Origin of the sequence: Ligilactobacillus murinus (genome assembly GCF_003288115.1) — a bacterium.
Lineage (GTDB): Bacteria > Bacillota > Bacilli > Lactobacillales > Lactobacillaceae > Ligilactobacillus > Ligilactobacillus murinus.
The window spans coordinates 1552748-1567719 of record NZ_CP023565.1; the positions used below are offsets into that span (position 1 = coordinate 1552748).

A 14972-nucleotide genomic window follows, 5' to 3' on the forward strand; every position below is an offset into this window, starting at 1 on the left:
CAAATGCCACCGTCCTGATCGCTTTTAGTTGGTATGTAAGCGGATTGATCATGATCAAACATTTGACAAACAGTGGTAACTTATCAGAAAAAACATAGAGCGTCGGAGGAAATAACTGTTAGTTAAAATGCATTAAAATATAATCAAATGTGATGTAATATCTACAAGAAAGATAAAATGTGAGGTAGATATTAAAACCAAAAGAAATAGCTGAAAGATCGGGCGTTACTGTTTTAATCCTACAACGCTGGGATAACAATGGGTCTTTAAAAGCTTATTGTGCTCCCATGCTAAAGGTGTTATTCTTGATGAAACAATTACTAAAAGAAGTAATGGATAATCAAGTTGACACAATCTTTATTACCTATAAAGATTGTTTTATCCGCTTTGGTTATGACTGGTTTGAAAGATTATGTAAGATGCACAATACGGAAATTGTAGTGTTAAATAACATTAAAACTAGTCCTACTCAAGAAATGATCGATGATATGATAAGCATTGTACATGTATTTTCTTGTCGCTTATATGGTTTACGCAAGTATAAAAGTAAATTGAAAAATGACAGGTCTTTGAAAAGTGGTGAAAATAATGATTCGAGTTCAAAAAGTAAGACTCTATCCCGATCAAACAATGAAGAAGGTTCTTGATAATTTATGCGATTATCGTAGATACTGTTGGAATCAAGGTATAGCTTTATGGAATGATATGTATGATAGTTCCTTGATTTTAGGGGATAAAAAATTAAAACCTAGCGAACGTAGGGTTCGTGATGAATTAGTAGCTAATAAAGCGGATTGGCAGTATCAATTATCAGCTCGTTGTTTACAATTAGCGATCTCTGACCTAGGTAAAGCTTGGAAAAATTTCTTTGATAAGGCACGACCTGATTGGGGCAAGCCCAAATTTAAGTCTAAGAAAGCTCCTAGACAAGGTTTTAAAACTGATAGGGCTAAGATCGTTAATGGTAAGCTAAGACTTGACAAACCACTTGAAATCAAAACTTGGTACGACATCAGATTTAAAGGGGCTAAGTCTTTAGAAGGTGATTTAAAAGTCGTTTCAATTTACCGTGAAAATGATAAATACTGGGCTAGTCTACCTTTTGAAGTTGAAATAACTAAAAAAGGTAAAACTGGTAATAAAACAGCAGTAGATATTAATGTAGGTCATTTTAACTATACCAAAGGTAAAGTTGATACACTACCTGATCATTTAAAAAAGCTTTATAAACGTATTAAACACTATCAACGTCAGTTAGCTAGAAAACGTGTGGTCAATGGAAATAAAGCTACTAAAACAAATAATTACGTTAAAACGAGAGCCAAGTTACAACTCGATTATCGCAAAGTAGCTAATATTCAACATAATATTATCCATAAATTTACAACTAAATTAGTTAGTGATTATGACAAAATCGTGATCGAAGATCTAGATGTAAAGAAAATGCAGATGACACACGTAGCTTCTAAAGGCTTACAAAGATCATTATTTGGTTACTTTAGACAAGTATTGACCTATAAAGCTGGCTGGTATGATAAAGAAGTAGTCTTAGCTGATAAATACTATCCAAGCACACAAAGATGTTCTGATTGCGGTCATATCAAGACTGGTGATGAAAAAATTAATCTTGATGGTAATCAAAAATATAAAACTAAGCATAACGAATATATTTGTTATGAATGTGGTGCGATCATGGATCGAGATGAAAATGCCGTAGCTAATCTTTTAGCTTTATTAAACTAGAAAATATAACGGGGTGGGCTACACCCTTAAGCTATCTGAGCTAGTCAATGTCATTACCCTCTTGTTAGGATATGGGAACACTAGCGTTGACGGTAGTAAATAAAATTTAGGAAAGGAAAAGCTATATTTCTTTCTCAAATGTAATCATTTGATATATTTGATTACGTTTGTTCATATTTTATACAGCAGCTGCATACGATACCGGACTAAATATCAAGGTCATCACAATATCTCGCTTTTCATAGGTCGATATTTTAGTACTAAGTAAGATCCCAAGGGCTGACCAAAAGCCAAGTGAGATGATCACAACGATAATGGACAATAAGAAAAAGCCAATGTTATATATCCCATCTGACATCATCCCAAGGATAAATAAGATCGAACACTGATAAAGTAAGCCCACGATCGGAAAGCAACTCATTCCGATCAGATAATACCATGGTTGGATCCCATTCAAAAATTTGAGTGCCAATAGCCCATATTCTTTATCGATCGTAGCGCGATACATAGCTTGTGACATCTGTCTTGTCACAAAAAAGGTCAATACACCAGTCAAGGCATACTGTTTATACAAAATAGCTACACCTTCTAAATTGACTGTTTTCAAACTAGTACTCAATGCCAAGACCAATAAACCATACGATAATACAGGTCCCATCCCCATTGATAATAACAAACCTTTATTCCGTTTGAAAGCAACCCACTCACTGTAAGCAATGATCTTTATCGCACCGATCCCAGTGGAAATATTTCTAAAATTCATCGGATCCATGTTCTTCAGTCCTTTCTTGCAAGTATTTTTCTCGTAAACTCATACCCTGCGCTAAAAATTGCTGAAGATTTCCAAAATACTTTTGTTTGCCCTTGTCAAGAAAGAGCAATTTTTCAGCGTAATTTTCCAATAAGACTAGATCATGGGATGACACCAAGACCAGTGCACCTTCTTGGCTACGTTTTTTTAGAAATGAAAATAACCTTTCAGAAGTTTCTACATCAAGCCCTGTTGTCGGCTCATCCAAAATATAGAGCTGTGGTTTTTTAGCTAATTCTCGCGCTATTTGAACTCGTTGCAACTGTCCTCCTGAGATATGATCGGTCTGTTTGTCACTTATCTTAGTGATATCCATCAGCTCAAGCGCTTGCTGACAAAGTTTTGTCGCCTCTTTTTTAGAAAATCCGACCAACAGTGGTCCTTGAAAAACATTGTCGTATACATTCATGTACCAATCTATGATCTGATTTTGTGGACTAAATCCGATATCATTGAACGGATTTTTCCTTGCTGTATGTAAATCTACTGAGACCTCACCTGCAAGTGGCGCTAAGATCCCGACCATTGCTTTCATTAATGTACTTTTATCTGATCCATTAGCCCCAACTAATGCTACAAATTCCCCTTTTTCCAAGGTAAAATCAACGTTTTTGACCACTGTAGTAGTATCATATCCAAGTGATACGTTACTAAAATGTATCATATAAAAATTCCCCTTGTATTAATTTTAAAATTATGCCACTATCATGACACAAATTAAAAAATGATTCAAGTACAATTTGATAACGTCTGAATATTCTAATTTTTTAGTTAAAGAATTACAGTCAAATCAGAGGTTGATCGCCGATTTTCTCTCAGATGACTATAATTTTTTAAATAAATTTTCGTTAACTGAAAAAGAACGCCAAGCTCTCCTTTCACGTGATGTTACAACCTAAAATGAATCTCCAAGAAATTAAAAAATTACTTATTCCCAGTTACAGTAAGTTGTTACCTACTAATTTAAACAAAATTTATCAAAAGATACTTCATGAATATTTTCTACCATAGATATTATCTATGATTTTGTATATACCTAAAAAATAGATAAAAACTCAGTCATTGATAAAAGACAAAGTGATATGATCCCCTTAGATCGATTTTAAAGTTATCCTGTCATAAATTGAGTAAGAGTACAATGATATTTAGTCATATCTAAGTTTTTAACTAAATATCATATCAAGCTTTTACAAAAAAGGTATCGCTCATCTCAAGCGATACCAAAAAATTATTCAAAATGCGCTAAATAGTCGACTAAAGCCTTAGCTGTCAAACTTGTTGGATGGTGCAATAATTCAGAAAGCGGGCCTGAAAAAATGACTTTACCCCCGTTTTTTCCACCTCGTGGTCCTAGATCTAAGATGTTATCGGCATTAACGATCAGGTTTTGATCGTGCGTGATCGTAATGATCGTCGCCCCTTGATCTAAAAGTTTTTGCATAACTTTTAGCAATACTTTGACATCAAGTGGATGAAGTCCGATCGTTGGTTCATCAAAGACAAATAAAGTCGTCTTTTGCTTGTGATCTAAGTGTTTCACTAATTTCAAGCGTTGGGCTTCTCCCCCAGAAAGGCTCGGAGTGCTCTCGCCTAGATGTAAGTAATCTAGCCCTACTTCACGTAAAAGTTCTAATTCCCGCAAGATTTTTGGTTCATCTTTAAAAACAGTCAGTGCTTGTGCGACATCGAGGGCTAAAATATCAACGATCGAATAGCCGCGCCATTTGACATCGCTGATCTCTGGACGGTAACGTTTCCCCGCACATATTGGACATGTCTGTTCCATATCAGGTAAATATTGGACATCTAAGGTCACGACCCCAGTTCCACCACACTCGAGACATCCACCTTGTTTATTGTTATAGGAAAAATAACTCGGCGTATAGTGGCGCTCTTTAGCCAGTGGTTGTTTAGCAAATAACTTACGCAAATTATCCATGATGCTCGTATATGTTGCCGTTGTCGAACGCGTACTTTTACCGATCGGGCTCGCATCAACACTTACTACATCTTTTATCGGTGACTCAAGTTCGCTTACTTGCGCCGGTAAACCTTCTCCTTTAGCTTTGGCCTTGATCGCTGGTACTAAGGAATCTAAGATCAAACTGGTCTTACCAGCACCAGAAAAACCAGTGACCGCCGTGAGTCGCTTTAGTGGCAGTTCAACTTTTACATCGTGGAGGTTATAGTGATCACTGATAGCTAAAGTCATTTTCTTAGTTGTCAGAGAGCAAACTTTGCGGGCATTAAGCTCTGCTTTTCCACTCAAATATGGTCCGATCAATGAATCTTTATTGGCTGCTAGTTCTTTTGGTGTTCCAGTCGCTAAGATATGTCCACCTTGTTTGCCTGAGCCAGGACCGATCTCGATGATATGATCGGCAGCTTTGATGATATCAACGTTATGATCGACCACAACAAGCGAGTTCCCTTGTGCGACTAACTGTTTAAAGACATTTAATAGCCCTTGGATATTATCTGGATGCAACCCGATCGATGGTTCATCTAAAACATACAAGACACCCGTCGTTTCAGTGCGCAAAGTCCGCGCTAACTGGATCCGTTGCAACTCTCCAGTTGAAAGGCTATTACCGTTACGGGCTAACGTCAAATAATCTAAGCCTAATTCCAATAAAGGACGTAGATCATCATCAAATTCGGTAAAAATCGCTTGTGCCATCTTAGTCATCTCAGACGGTAGTGTTGCTAACACTTGTTTTTTCCATGTTGGTAGCTCATGCAAGCTAAGTTCAGTGACCTCGGCAATATTTAACTTGCCAGCTGTCTGTTGTAATAGTTCTGGACGTAAGCGTGTCCCATGGCAGACAGGACAAGTCGAATAATGGAAAAATTCGCTGATCTTCTTTTGGGAACGCTCGCTCTTACTTGTCTTAGCCGACTCTAAAACAGCTTGGTGGGCATTTTCGTACAAGACATTAAAGTCATGGAAAACGCGTCCCGTACTTGTGCGAAAATCCATCTTGAACTTCTTTTGGGGACCATTTAAAATAAAGTCTTTTTCTTTAGCAGTCAATTCTTTAAAGGGAACATCGACTCTGACACCTGCTTGTTCAGCAACACTTGGCATAAAATTACGCCCTGGCAAACGCCACGAAGCGATCGCCCCTTCATTTAAAGACAAGTTTTCATCAGCGATCAATTTGTTCTCATCTAATTGGCGTACTTTCCCTGTCCCATGGCACTTCTCACACGCACCACTTGAGTTAAAGGCGAGATCTTCTGCACTGTAAGCGTAAAAATCCACCCCACAAGTCGGACAATCGATCAGTCCCATCTGATCACCAGTTTTACTCATCGCTTGAGCAATTTTAAGACTTGGAGATAATTGATGCCCATTGGGACAAACAGGGCGCCCTAAACGTGAAAAGACCAGCCGGATCACATTCAGTAATTCGCTCATCGTCCCAACTGTCGCCCGTTCAGACGGGATCGCGGGCCGTTGCCGCAAAGCTAAGGCCGATGGGATATGCTTGACGCTTTCGACTTTAGCTTTATTTCCAGTCTTGAGTTGTCTTCTAGTATAAGTCGAAAGAGCTTCTAAATACCTTCTAGAACCTTCTTCATATAAGATCCCCATCGCAAGCGAACTTTTGCCCGAACCAGAAAGACCTGAAATCGCCACAAACCGGTGCAACGGGATATCGATATCAATATTTTTTAAATTATGAACTTTGCCCCCACGAACTTCGATCTGTTGGGGGAGTTTTTCAGCGTTTCTCATTTTATTACCTCATCAAAAAAGCGGACCCAGTTTACACTTAGTCCGCTTTGCTCTATAAAATCAAAATGCTTGGATGATCTTAATGACACCGATCAAGATCAAGTAAAAGGCGATGATCAAGACCAAAGTCGTAGCTGCGATCAATGGGTTGAATAATAGTACAAAACCGATGAACAAAGCCAAGATATTTAAGATCAAGTTCAAAATATAATAGCCCCGGTTAAATTGCTTGAAATAGCTAGCTGTCGCAATTTCAGCGATCGAATCAAAGATGAACCAAAAGGCAAAGATGTAGGCGATCACCACTACACCAGAAGCTGCTCTAAAGATAAATAAGAGACCTAAAATGATATCAACGATCCCCATAAAGAGCAACCAACCTGAGCTTTCACCAAACAAGTTGCCGATCCCACGTCTAAACCATAATTCGTAAAATCCCTTGACTAAAGCCCCGATCCCGATACAGATCGAAATAAATTTCAAAGTATCGTCGGGTTTCATATAGGCTGCGATCCCAGCGATCACAAAAACGATCCCAACGACCAAACTAAACCAGTCGAAATTCCGCTGTTTTGTTTGCATAACAAAAGACCACCTTAATTTTTTTAATATCGGTTATCGATTTTAGCATTTTATTAATAAATTGTCATGTAAAAACACCTAAAAAAAGTGAGACCTTTGCCTTACTTTAACTTAATTCTCAAGTAAACGCCACACATGCTGTGCGATCATATATTCTTCATCGGTTGGGATCCGCATCACAGTCACTGTCGAATCAGGTCCCGAAATGATCGTTTGCGCTCCACGTTTTTTATTCTCAGTCTCATTGATCGTCACGCCCATATAAGCTAGGCGTTTCATGATCGCTTCACTCGTCTCGGGTGAATTTTCACCGATCCCACCGGTAAAGACGATCCCATCGACACCACCCATCTCAGCGATATATTGTCCAACATAACGTAAGATACTATTGTAAAACAACTTGATCGCTAACTTCGCACGCTCATTGCCAGTTGCAGCGGCATCTTCAACATCACGCATATCAGCTGAAACACCTGAGACGCCTAAAAAGCCTGACTTTTCATTCAATAGATACACCATATCAGACATCGATTGAATATCTAGTTTTTTCATAATGTAGTTAGCTAAAGATATATCGACATCGCCCGCACGAGTTGCCATTTGGATACCGCTCAGTGGGGTGAAGCCCATCGAAGTATCAAATGAGCGCCCGTACTTGATCGCCGTGATCGATGCCCCTGCGCCCAAATGACAAGTGATCAATTTGAGTTCTTCAAAAGGACGTCCCATTAGTTCAGCCGCCTTACGCGCCACGTATTCATGACTGATCCCATGAGCACCATAACGACGAACACCGTATTTTTCATACCATTCATATGGTGTACTATACATATAATTTTCTTGTGGTAATGTTTGATGAAATGCCGTATCAAAAACAGCTACCGATAAAGAATTGGGTAAATATTTCCGAAATGCTTTGATCCCATTTAAGTTGGCTGGATTATGCAATGGTGCTAATTGTGCTAATTCTTTGATCTTAGCAATAACATCATTATCTACGATCACTGGCTGACTGAAATACTCCCCACCAGCGACAACTCTGTGTCCGATACCTTTGATCTCGCTTAGATCCGCGATCAAGTTTAATTCCTTTAAGACATTTAGTAAAAGTTCGATCCCTTGTAAGTGATTGGTGATCTCATGGTCTAGTTCATACTTCTGCCCAGCACCATATTTCACCTTGATCTTTGAACCGTGGATCCCGATCCGTTCGATGATCCCGCTTGCCAAGGTTTCATGTGTTTCATTGTTAAATAATTTAAACTTTAAACTCGAGCTCCCCGAGTTGATGATCATAATTTTTTCCATAAGCTCACCCCTTTAAAAATTTACCTAACTTTATAATAGTATAATCTTTTTATTCAATCAAATTTAAAATCTAAGCGCTTTCTTTTTAACGTAAAAAAAGCTGGCTATTTTTCGTAGCCAGCTTTTTTGATCATCTTTGGCCATAATAAGCATTGGCCCCATGTTTTCGATAATAATGTTTATCGAGCAAATATTGAGGAACACTCGCTTGTTTAGGAGTTAATTGCATCGTGTAAAATGCCATTTGCGCACTGACCTCCAAAACCTTTGCATTGTACACAGCTGTGGCCGCATCTTTGCCCCAAGTAAACGGACCGTGTTGCCGTACAAGTACAGCTGGGATCGCTTCTGGATCGAGTCCATGACCATTGAAAGTCTCCACGATCACTTTTCCTGTATTGGCCTCATATTCAGTTGCAACCTCTTCTTTCGTCAATGCTCTAGCGATCGGTACAGCTCCATAAAAAGTATCGGCATGCGTTGTACCCAAAGCAGGGAGTCCAACGCCTGCTTGAGCAAAAGCAACTGCCCACGGCGAATGGGTATGCACGATCCCACCGATATCTTTAAACTTCCGATACAGATATGCATGGGTCGGGGTATCACTGGAAGGATTAAGCGTTCCTTCGACCACATTTCCAGCTAGATCACAGACTACCATGTCTTTAGGCGTTAGTTTTTCGTAGGCAACGCCTGAAGGTTTGATCACAAACAGCCCCTGCTTGCGGTCGATCTGAGAAACATTGCCCCAAGTAAAGTTGACCAGATCAAGTTTTGGTAAACGCATATTTTGTTCATAAACAACTTTTTTTAATTCACTAAGCATATCATATCCCCTGCTTTCTATCCTGCGACTGGACGCTGTTTGATCTCCAATTCAGCAAAGATCTGGTCAAAAAACGCTTTTGCTCGGGCAGTCTCTTGACATGGATCATTTGCTGTTTCTTGTGACCAAAGTTCGATCGTATAAGTGCCTTCATACCCTAAGCGTTGGAGCGTTTTTAACAAGCCTTTGAAATCAACACAGCCCTTGCCAAAGTCAACATTCTTGAATTTTCCAGGTGTTGTCTTTGTGACTGGCAAAGTATCCTTGAGATGGATCGCTGCGATCAGCTCGACATGATCTTCGAGATCTTTAGCCACTTCATTTGACCAGGCACTAAGATTTCCTAGATCAGGATAGGCCTGTAACCACGGACTTTTGATCTGCTTTTTTAGCTGAGCGACATCGGCTAACGTATTGATAAAAGGATCATCCATCGTCTCGATCGCTAACGTGACTTGATGCGCAGCCGCAATTTGCACACATTTATGCAGATCTTCGATAAAATATTCACGGGTCAAAGCCGTCTTATCCTCATAAAAGACATCATAACCAGCCATTTGGATATTTCGGATCCCCAGTTTTTCAGCTAGTATGACGGCTTTTTTTAGCATATCCAAGGCCTTTTGGCGTGTTTTTTGATCGAGCGACCCCAGTGGATAACGCCGGTGTCCACTTAACATCAAAGTGTAGAGCGGAATGCCAGTTTTTTTGATCGCCGCATTGATCTGGGCGATCTTTTCTTCACTCCAATCTAAGCGAGCCAGACGTTTGTCACTTTCATCGATCGAAAGTTCCACAAAATTAAATCCGAGTTCCTTGGCCAACTCCAACCGCTTTTCCCAGGAAATATCACGTGGCAATGCCTTTTCGTATATCCCTAATGAGATCATTTACCACACCTCCGTTGCTATTTGCCCCAGAGCCGTACGATCTCAGCTTGAAAAGCGTTAACTGCCTTTAATGGATCTGGTGCTTGTGTGATCGCGCGCCCTGCGATGAAGGTAAAAACATCGATCCCTTCAAATAATTTAAGCGTTTCAACATTCAACCCACCAGTTACTGAGACTCTAAACCCAATATCTACTAATTTTTTGACTTTATCCAAGTCTTTTTGCCCCCAAGTTTCTCCTGCCAATAAAGCATCCCGACTCTGGTGATATATTGCCTGAGAAATACCAGCATCCAACCATTGTTGTGCTTGTTCAAAGGTCCAATCCCCGTACAACTCAACTTGGATCTCACCGACTTTTTTAGCTGCTGCTTTCATCGTCTCGATCGTTGCTGAACAGATACAGGTCATCCAATCTGCCCCAGCATCAGCACTGTTCTTGGCAACTGTTCCCCCAGCATCGGCACATTTAGTATCTGCAACGATGATCTTATCTGGATAAAGGGCTCTAAAGCTTTTAATGACTTCTTGGCCACCTTGTAAGAGCAAGATCGTTCCCGCTTCAATGATATCAACTGCATCGCCGACATTTTTCAGATCAGCTAAAGCACTAGGAAGATCATTATAGTCACAAGCGATCTGTAAGTTTGGTTTTGCCATCTCGTTCATCCTTTCTTTGAAAAAGAGGCTACCTTTGCAAGCCTCTTTTCGATCTTTATTTATTTAAGAATCGTTCTGGTAATGATGATTTTTCGGTCGCTTCTGCGATCTCTTTAGCCGACATTGGATTTTTGATCCCGATCACTTCGACCCCACGTGCAGCAGCATCCTTGAACATATCGGTAAATGTTGTTGGGGTATAAACAACATCATAGTTACGCGCCGTATTTTTACCTTCTGAGATCGAACAGTGATGAATATTAGTAATATCAAACCCCAAACCTTCCAAAGCCTTTTGGGCTGTCCGCATCATCATCAAACTTGTACCTGAACCATTTGCACATGAAACTAAAACTCTCATTTTAAATACCTCCATTTATGTGTGTTTGTCTAAGCTTGAGCAACTTTTTCTTCTTGCAATTCAAGCCACTTATCATAATCTTCAGCTTTCAAGAAGTAACCTTCCGGATCAGCACGATACTGTAATTGTGGAATGAGTACTAAAACCAAAACGACTAAGGCGATACCAACATAACCAGCGTATTTCATCAAAATTGTGAAGAATGGCCAAACTGTTGCCCAGTCAAACATCCCGATATAGCCACCATATTGGGCTAAATCGACCCAAGTTGCGATAAAGGCCGATCCAAGCACCTGAATGATCCCTGAGATAAATGGGAAGAGCACTGCCGCCTTGATCCCACCACGGTTATTTGCATAAACAGCAATGGCAGCGTTATCAAAAAAGAGTGGGATAAAACCTGCAACGACGATCGTTGGTGATTGTAACACGATCAGTAAGATGATCATCAAGAATTGACCTAACGCCCCCATTAAAAAGCCGATCGTAACTGCATTTGGTGACCCAAAGGCAAAGGTCGCCGCGATATCGATCCCAGGTACAGCCCCTGGTAACCATGTATTGGAGATCCCTTGAAACGATTCTGTCAGTTCCGCCACGAAAGTCCGCACGCCTAGCTGCAAGATCGCCAAATATACGGCAAACATCAGTGACGTTTCTAAAATGTAGAAGACAAAACTCTGGCCCTCTGCCATAAACTTAGCTTGTACCAAATAATCTGGACCTAAAACTACCAAGATGATCCCAAAGAAGAGGAGCATCAAGATCGAAGTTGCGACCATGTTGTCATTGAACATGGATAGAAATCCTGGTAGTTCAATATCTTCCAAACGTTTATTAGATTTTTTCTTCTTGAAACGTTCAGACCACCGGGCAAACAGATATATCCCAAACATCTGTTGGTGAGCGATCGCAAAACTAGCTCCTTCTGTAAGGTCTTGGGTGATCCCAACGGTCAAATTCGAACCAACAGCCCAGTAGAGTCCTAAGATCAGTCCCATAATAAATAGGATGTGCAAACGTCCCATATCTGGGAAACAGAAGAGCAAAAGCCAAAAGGCCGTCGCGGCTTGTTGGACTTGAACATTACCGGTAGTGAACACAGCACGCAATTTAGTGTACTTTTTGAAACGAACTAGCAAGATATTAAAGATAAATGCAATCAGTAATAAGAGCATCGTATCACCAAAAGTACGGCCAAAAGTTTTTTCGATCCCAGCCGTTACAGCATTTTGTCCAAAATATGGGTCAGTTACCATCGCGCTTAAATGGAATCTTTCCTTTAACCCAACTAGGATCGGACGAAAACTAGTAACTAATCCAGTTGAACCAACCGTTAAGATCAAATAACCGACTGTTGCTTTTAAAAAACCTGAGATACATTCATAAAGTGGCTTTTTCAAAAGCAAATAACCGATCAAAACGATAAAACCGATCAAAAAGGCGGGTTGAGTCAAAATGTTTTGAGCAAAGTAATCCCAAATACCCATCAAGATATCTAAAATCGCCTCCATTGCGTTATCCTCCTTTTATAAATTGAGCTAGAGCTGATATTTCTCCATCACAGTGATATAATCTTCCATTGTTTTTACCTTTTTGAGATCAGCGATCAGACCTTCAGTCATTAAAAGATCTGACAAATTAGCGATGTTTTCCATATGGGCTGCCGAATCCTTAGCTGCCAACATGAAAAAGAGTTGGGCATCTTTTTCAGGGTTCCCCGCCTCAAAAGAAACTGCTTCCGGTAAAAGGGTAAAACCGATCCCAGTTCCTAAAACGCCTTCATTTTTAGCAGATGAGTGCGGCATTGCGACTCCAGGCACGATCACAATGTAGGGGCCGTATTCTTTGACATCATTGATCACCTGATCGACATATTGATCAGTGATCAGTTCATTTTGCTTCAAGATCTCCCCACTCAATCGGATCGCTTCTTCCCAATCTTTTGGTGTCTTTTTGCTGATCGCAACTAAGTTATTATCATAAAAGTAACGTAACATAACGATTCCCTCCTATAGGAATGATGGGAAAGGCACATCATTTTCTTTGGTAAAGACATCTTCAAAGCCACGATCATACATGAATTCAAGGCGATCTTTGTCTTCTGGATAGGTGAATTTACCCCCAACTTGCCAAATAAATGGTTTGAAATCATATTGCAACCGGTCCTTGCGTAAGCGCCACAGTTCTGTGATCTCTTTAGGGTCGGCATAAAAATTAGTCCAAATATCATAGTGTACTGGGATCACAACTTTAGCGCGCAGTGATTCTGCCATGCGCAAAATGTCGATCGAAGTTACCTTATCCGTGATCCCCCGTGGATTTTCACCGTAAGCTCCCAATGCTACATCGATCTGATTTTCATTGCCGTGTTTTGCAAATTCATTAGCATAATGTGAATCAGCGGCATGATAAAGGTTGCCCCCAGACGTTTCAAATAAGTAATTAACAGCGATCTTATCCATATCCTGTGGTAGCTTACCCGCTAATTTAACTTCAGGATCACTTTCTGTTACTAGAGCCGTCCGGTCGAAAGCTTCCATCGCTTTGATCGTGACCGCACCGACCTTGACTTCATCGCCTGGTTTGACTACGATCAATTTTTCTTCCGGCACGCCCCATTTTCTCCAAGTCGCTACAACTTCTTTAGGACCGATAAATTTAGCTTCTGGGCAGTTTTTATTGACTGCCGCTGCTGTGTTGATATCCAAATGATCAGAGTGGATATGAGAAACACACAGCGCATCGACATCCTTGATCGCAAATGGATCGATCACAAACGGTTGATTACGTAAGTTAGGTTGTTGATTCTGGCAACCTGACATTCGCATCATCTGATGACCAGCCTTCATTTTACCTGTTCCGTGTGTCTGTTTACCTGTTCCGCACCATAGATCACATAAAATATTGGTATCTTCATGTGTCTTTAGCCAGATCCCGGTGCAACCAAGCCACCATATTGAAAAGCTACCAGCTTTGACCTTTGTAGCGGCGATCTCTTCATTTAAGTATGTGCCCCACTCTGGAAAAGTTGACAAGATCCAACTATTTCGCGAAACATCATTGATCGTTTTTGCCATATTACTTCCTCCATTTCAAGTTTTTCTCTACGCTTATAGAATAACACTTTTGGAAACGCTTAACACAACTTTATATGTTAATATCATATATTTTATGTTAATAATCATAAAAATAAAATTTTTTCAGGAAAATGAACTATTTATTGTTAATGCAAACGCTTTTTGTTATCATATAATTAGAAAAGATCCGAAAGGAGAGGCGCATTTTATGAAAAAGTTCTTTTGGAATTCCTACTCAGTCACTAAACAACTCGGACTTTTGTTCATCTATCTTATTTTCACGCTTTATATCGTCACAGCTACCATAACTACTCCAGCCTTGAGTGCTAAATTGCTCTATGCACTTGGTGGGGGGGTGATCTTAGTTGGTGCGTTGTACTATGAATACTTGAAATTTCTCTATACCAAAATGACAACAGCTTTGACAATGCAGACTGATCTTGCACAATGTAAAAAAGCCCGCGAAAAGTTAGTCAAATATGATATTTTTAACGGCTTCAAAGGCTCACTGATCATTTTCGATTCTCTTTGCTTGATGGATGAAGGAAATTATCAAGGTTGCCTAGAACACATGAACCAGCACCATGATTTTTTCCACGGTTCACCTGATTATTTGTTCATCTTTTGGTACAACCAGCTTTTATGTTATTATTTTCTAAAAGAGCCTACAAAAATGCTTTACTGTGGCGATAAATTACGCGAATTCAAACACAGTGATCAAAAACATTTTAGTCCACTTTTTTCATTTGATGAGATCGACGCCTTGATCGCTTCAGCTAACGGTTTGCACCAAAAGAGCATTCGTCACTTGGATAAGATCTCACCTAAACGACTAAATGCGCGCGAAAAGGCTTATTACTATCATATTTTGGCAAATGAATACCGCATCTTAAATGATTCCAAACAGGTGGGGCACTACTTAAAACTCGCCCGCAAGTATCAAAATACTATGCACTTCAGGGGGTAATTT

The 14972-nt window shown here is 39.9% G+C and carries 14 protein-coding genes and 1 pseudogene; 3 read left to right on the plus strand and 12 right to left on the minus strand.

Annotated features, from left to right (window positions below; all coding sequences use genetic code 11):
- Positions 1-188: 188 nt before the first annotated feature.
- The gene (locus tag CPS94_RS07710) at positions 189-647 is read left to right on the plus strand and encodes a recombinase family protein (RefSeq protein WP_112193462.1); all 459 of its coding nucleotides are present in this window, start codon (positions 189-191) and stop codon (positions 645-647) included.
- Positions 589-1743, plus strand: a complete 1155-nt coding sequence (locus tag CPS94_RS07715; RefSeq protein WP_112193464.1) for an RNA-guided endonuclease InsQ/TnpB family protein — start codon at positions 589-591, stop codon at positions 1741-1743. Before CPS94_RS07710 ends, CPS94_RS07715 begins: the two co-directional genes overlap by 59 nt.
- A 187-nt stretch (positions 1744-1930) precedes the next feature.
- Here the strand turns inward: CPS94_RS07715 and CPS94_RS07720 are convergent.
- The 12 genes and pseudogenes from CPS94_RS07720 to ulaG form a co-directional block, all read right to left on the minus strand.
- Positions 1931-2515: pseudogene (locus CPS94_RS07720) on the minus strand (ABC transporter permease); the annotation flags it as partial.
- Positions 2496-3218, minus strand: coding sequence for a metal ABC transporter ATP-binding protein (locus tag CPS94_RS07725; RefSeq protein ID WP_112193466.1), 723 nt, complete (start codon positions 3216-3218; stop codon positions 2496-2498). The pseudogene CPS94_RS07720 and the gene CPS94_RS07725, both read right to left, overlap by 20 nt.
- A gap of 564 nt (positions 3219-3782) precedes the next feature.
- The gene (locus tag CPS94_RS07730) at positions 3783-6296 is read right to left on the minus strand and encodes an excinuclease ABC subunit UvrA (protein WP_112286464.1); all 2514 of its coding nucleotides are present in this window, start codon (positions 6294-6296) and stop codon (positions 3783-3785) included.
- A gap of 60 nt (positions 6297-6356) precedes the next feature.
- Positions 6357-6878: an HdeD family acid-resistance protein gene (locus CPS94_RS07735; RefSeq protein WP_112193470.1), complete on the minus strand. Its 522-nt coding sequence runs from the start codon at positions 6876-6878 to the stop codon at positions 6357-6359.
- A gap of 111 nt (positions 6879-6989) precedes the next feature.
- Entirely contained in the window at positions 6990-8186 is a 1197-nt protein-coding gene (locus CPS94_RS07740; RefSeq protein WP_112193472.1) for an acetate/propionate family kinase, read from the minus strand.
- Positions 8187-8316: 130 nt separating this feature from the next.
- Complete coding sequence (locus CPS94_RS07745; RefSeq protein WP_112193475.1) at positions 8317-9012, minus strand: L-ribulose-5-phosphate 4-epimerase; 696 nt, start codon at positions 9010-9012, stop codon at positions 8317-8319.
- Positions 9013-9029: 17 nt separating this feature from the next.
- Positions 9030-9902, minus strand: a complete 873-nt coding sequence (locus CPS94_RS07750) for an L-ribulose-5-phosphate 3-epimerase (protein WP_112193477.1) — start codon at positions 9900-9902, stop codon at positions 9030-9032.
- A gap of 17 nt (positions 9903-9919) precedes the next feature.
- A complete protein-coding gene (locus tag CPS94_RS07755; protein ID WP_112193479.1) occupies positions 9920-10561 on the minus strand; it encodes a 3-keto-L-gulonate-6-phosphate decarboxylase UlaD in 642 nt (213 codons plus the stop codon).
- 55 nt (positions 10562-10616) lie between these two features.
- Entirely contained in the window at positions 10617-10922 is a 306-nt protein-coding gene (locus CPS94_RS07760) for a PTS sugar transporter subunit IIB (RefSeq protein ID WP_004050585.1), read from the minus strand.
- 29 nt (positions 10923-10951) lie between these two features.
- On the minus strand, positions 10952-12436 hold the full coding sequence (locus CPS94_RS07765) for a PTS ascorbate transporter subunit IIC (RefSeq protein WP_112193481.1): 1485 nt from the start codon (positions 12434-12436) through the stop codon (positions 10952-10954).
- 27 nt (positions 12437-12463) lie between these two features.
- Positions 12464-12922 carry a PTS sugar transporter subunit IIA gene (locus CPS94_RS07770; protein ID WP_004050589.1) on the minus strand — a complete coding sequence of 153 codons (459 nt, stop codon included), beginning with the start codon at positions 12920-12922 and terminating at the stop codon, positions 12464-12466.
- A gap of 12 nt (positions 12923-12934) precedes the next feature.
- On the minus strand, positions 12935-14002 hold the full coding sequence (ulaG, locus tag CPS94_RS07775) for an L-ascorbate 6-phosphate lactonase (protein ID WP_112193482.1): 1068 nt from the start codon (positions 14000-14002) through the stop codon (positions 12935-12937).
- 208 nt (positions 14003-14210) lie between these two features.
- On the opposite strand from ulaG, the gene CPS94_RS07780 reads away from it, so the two are divergent.
- On the plus strand, positions 14211-14969 hold the full coding sequence (locus tag CPS94_RS07780; RefSeq protein ID WP_004050593.1) for a hypothetical protein: 759 nt from the start codon (positions 14211-14213) through the stop codon (positions 14967-14969).
- Positions 14970-14972 lie beyond the last annotated feature (3 nt).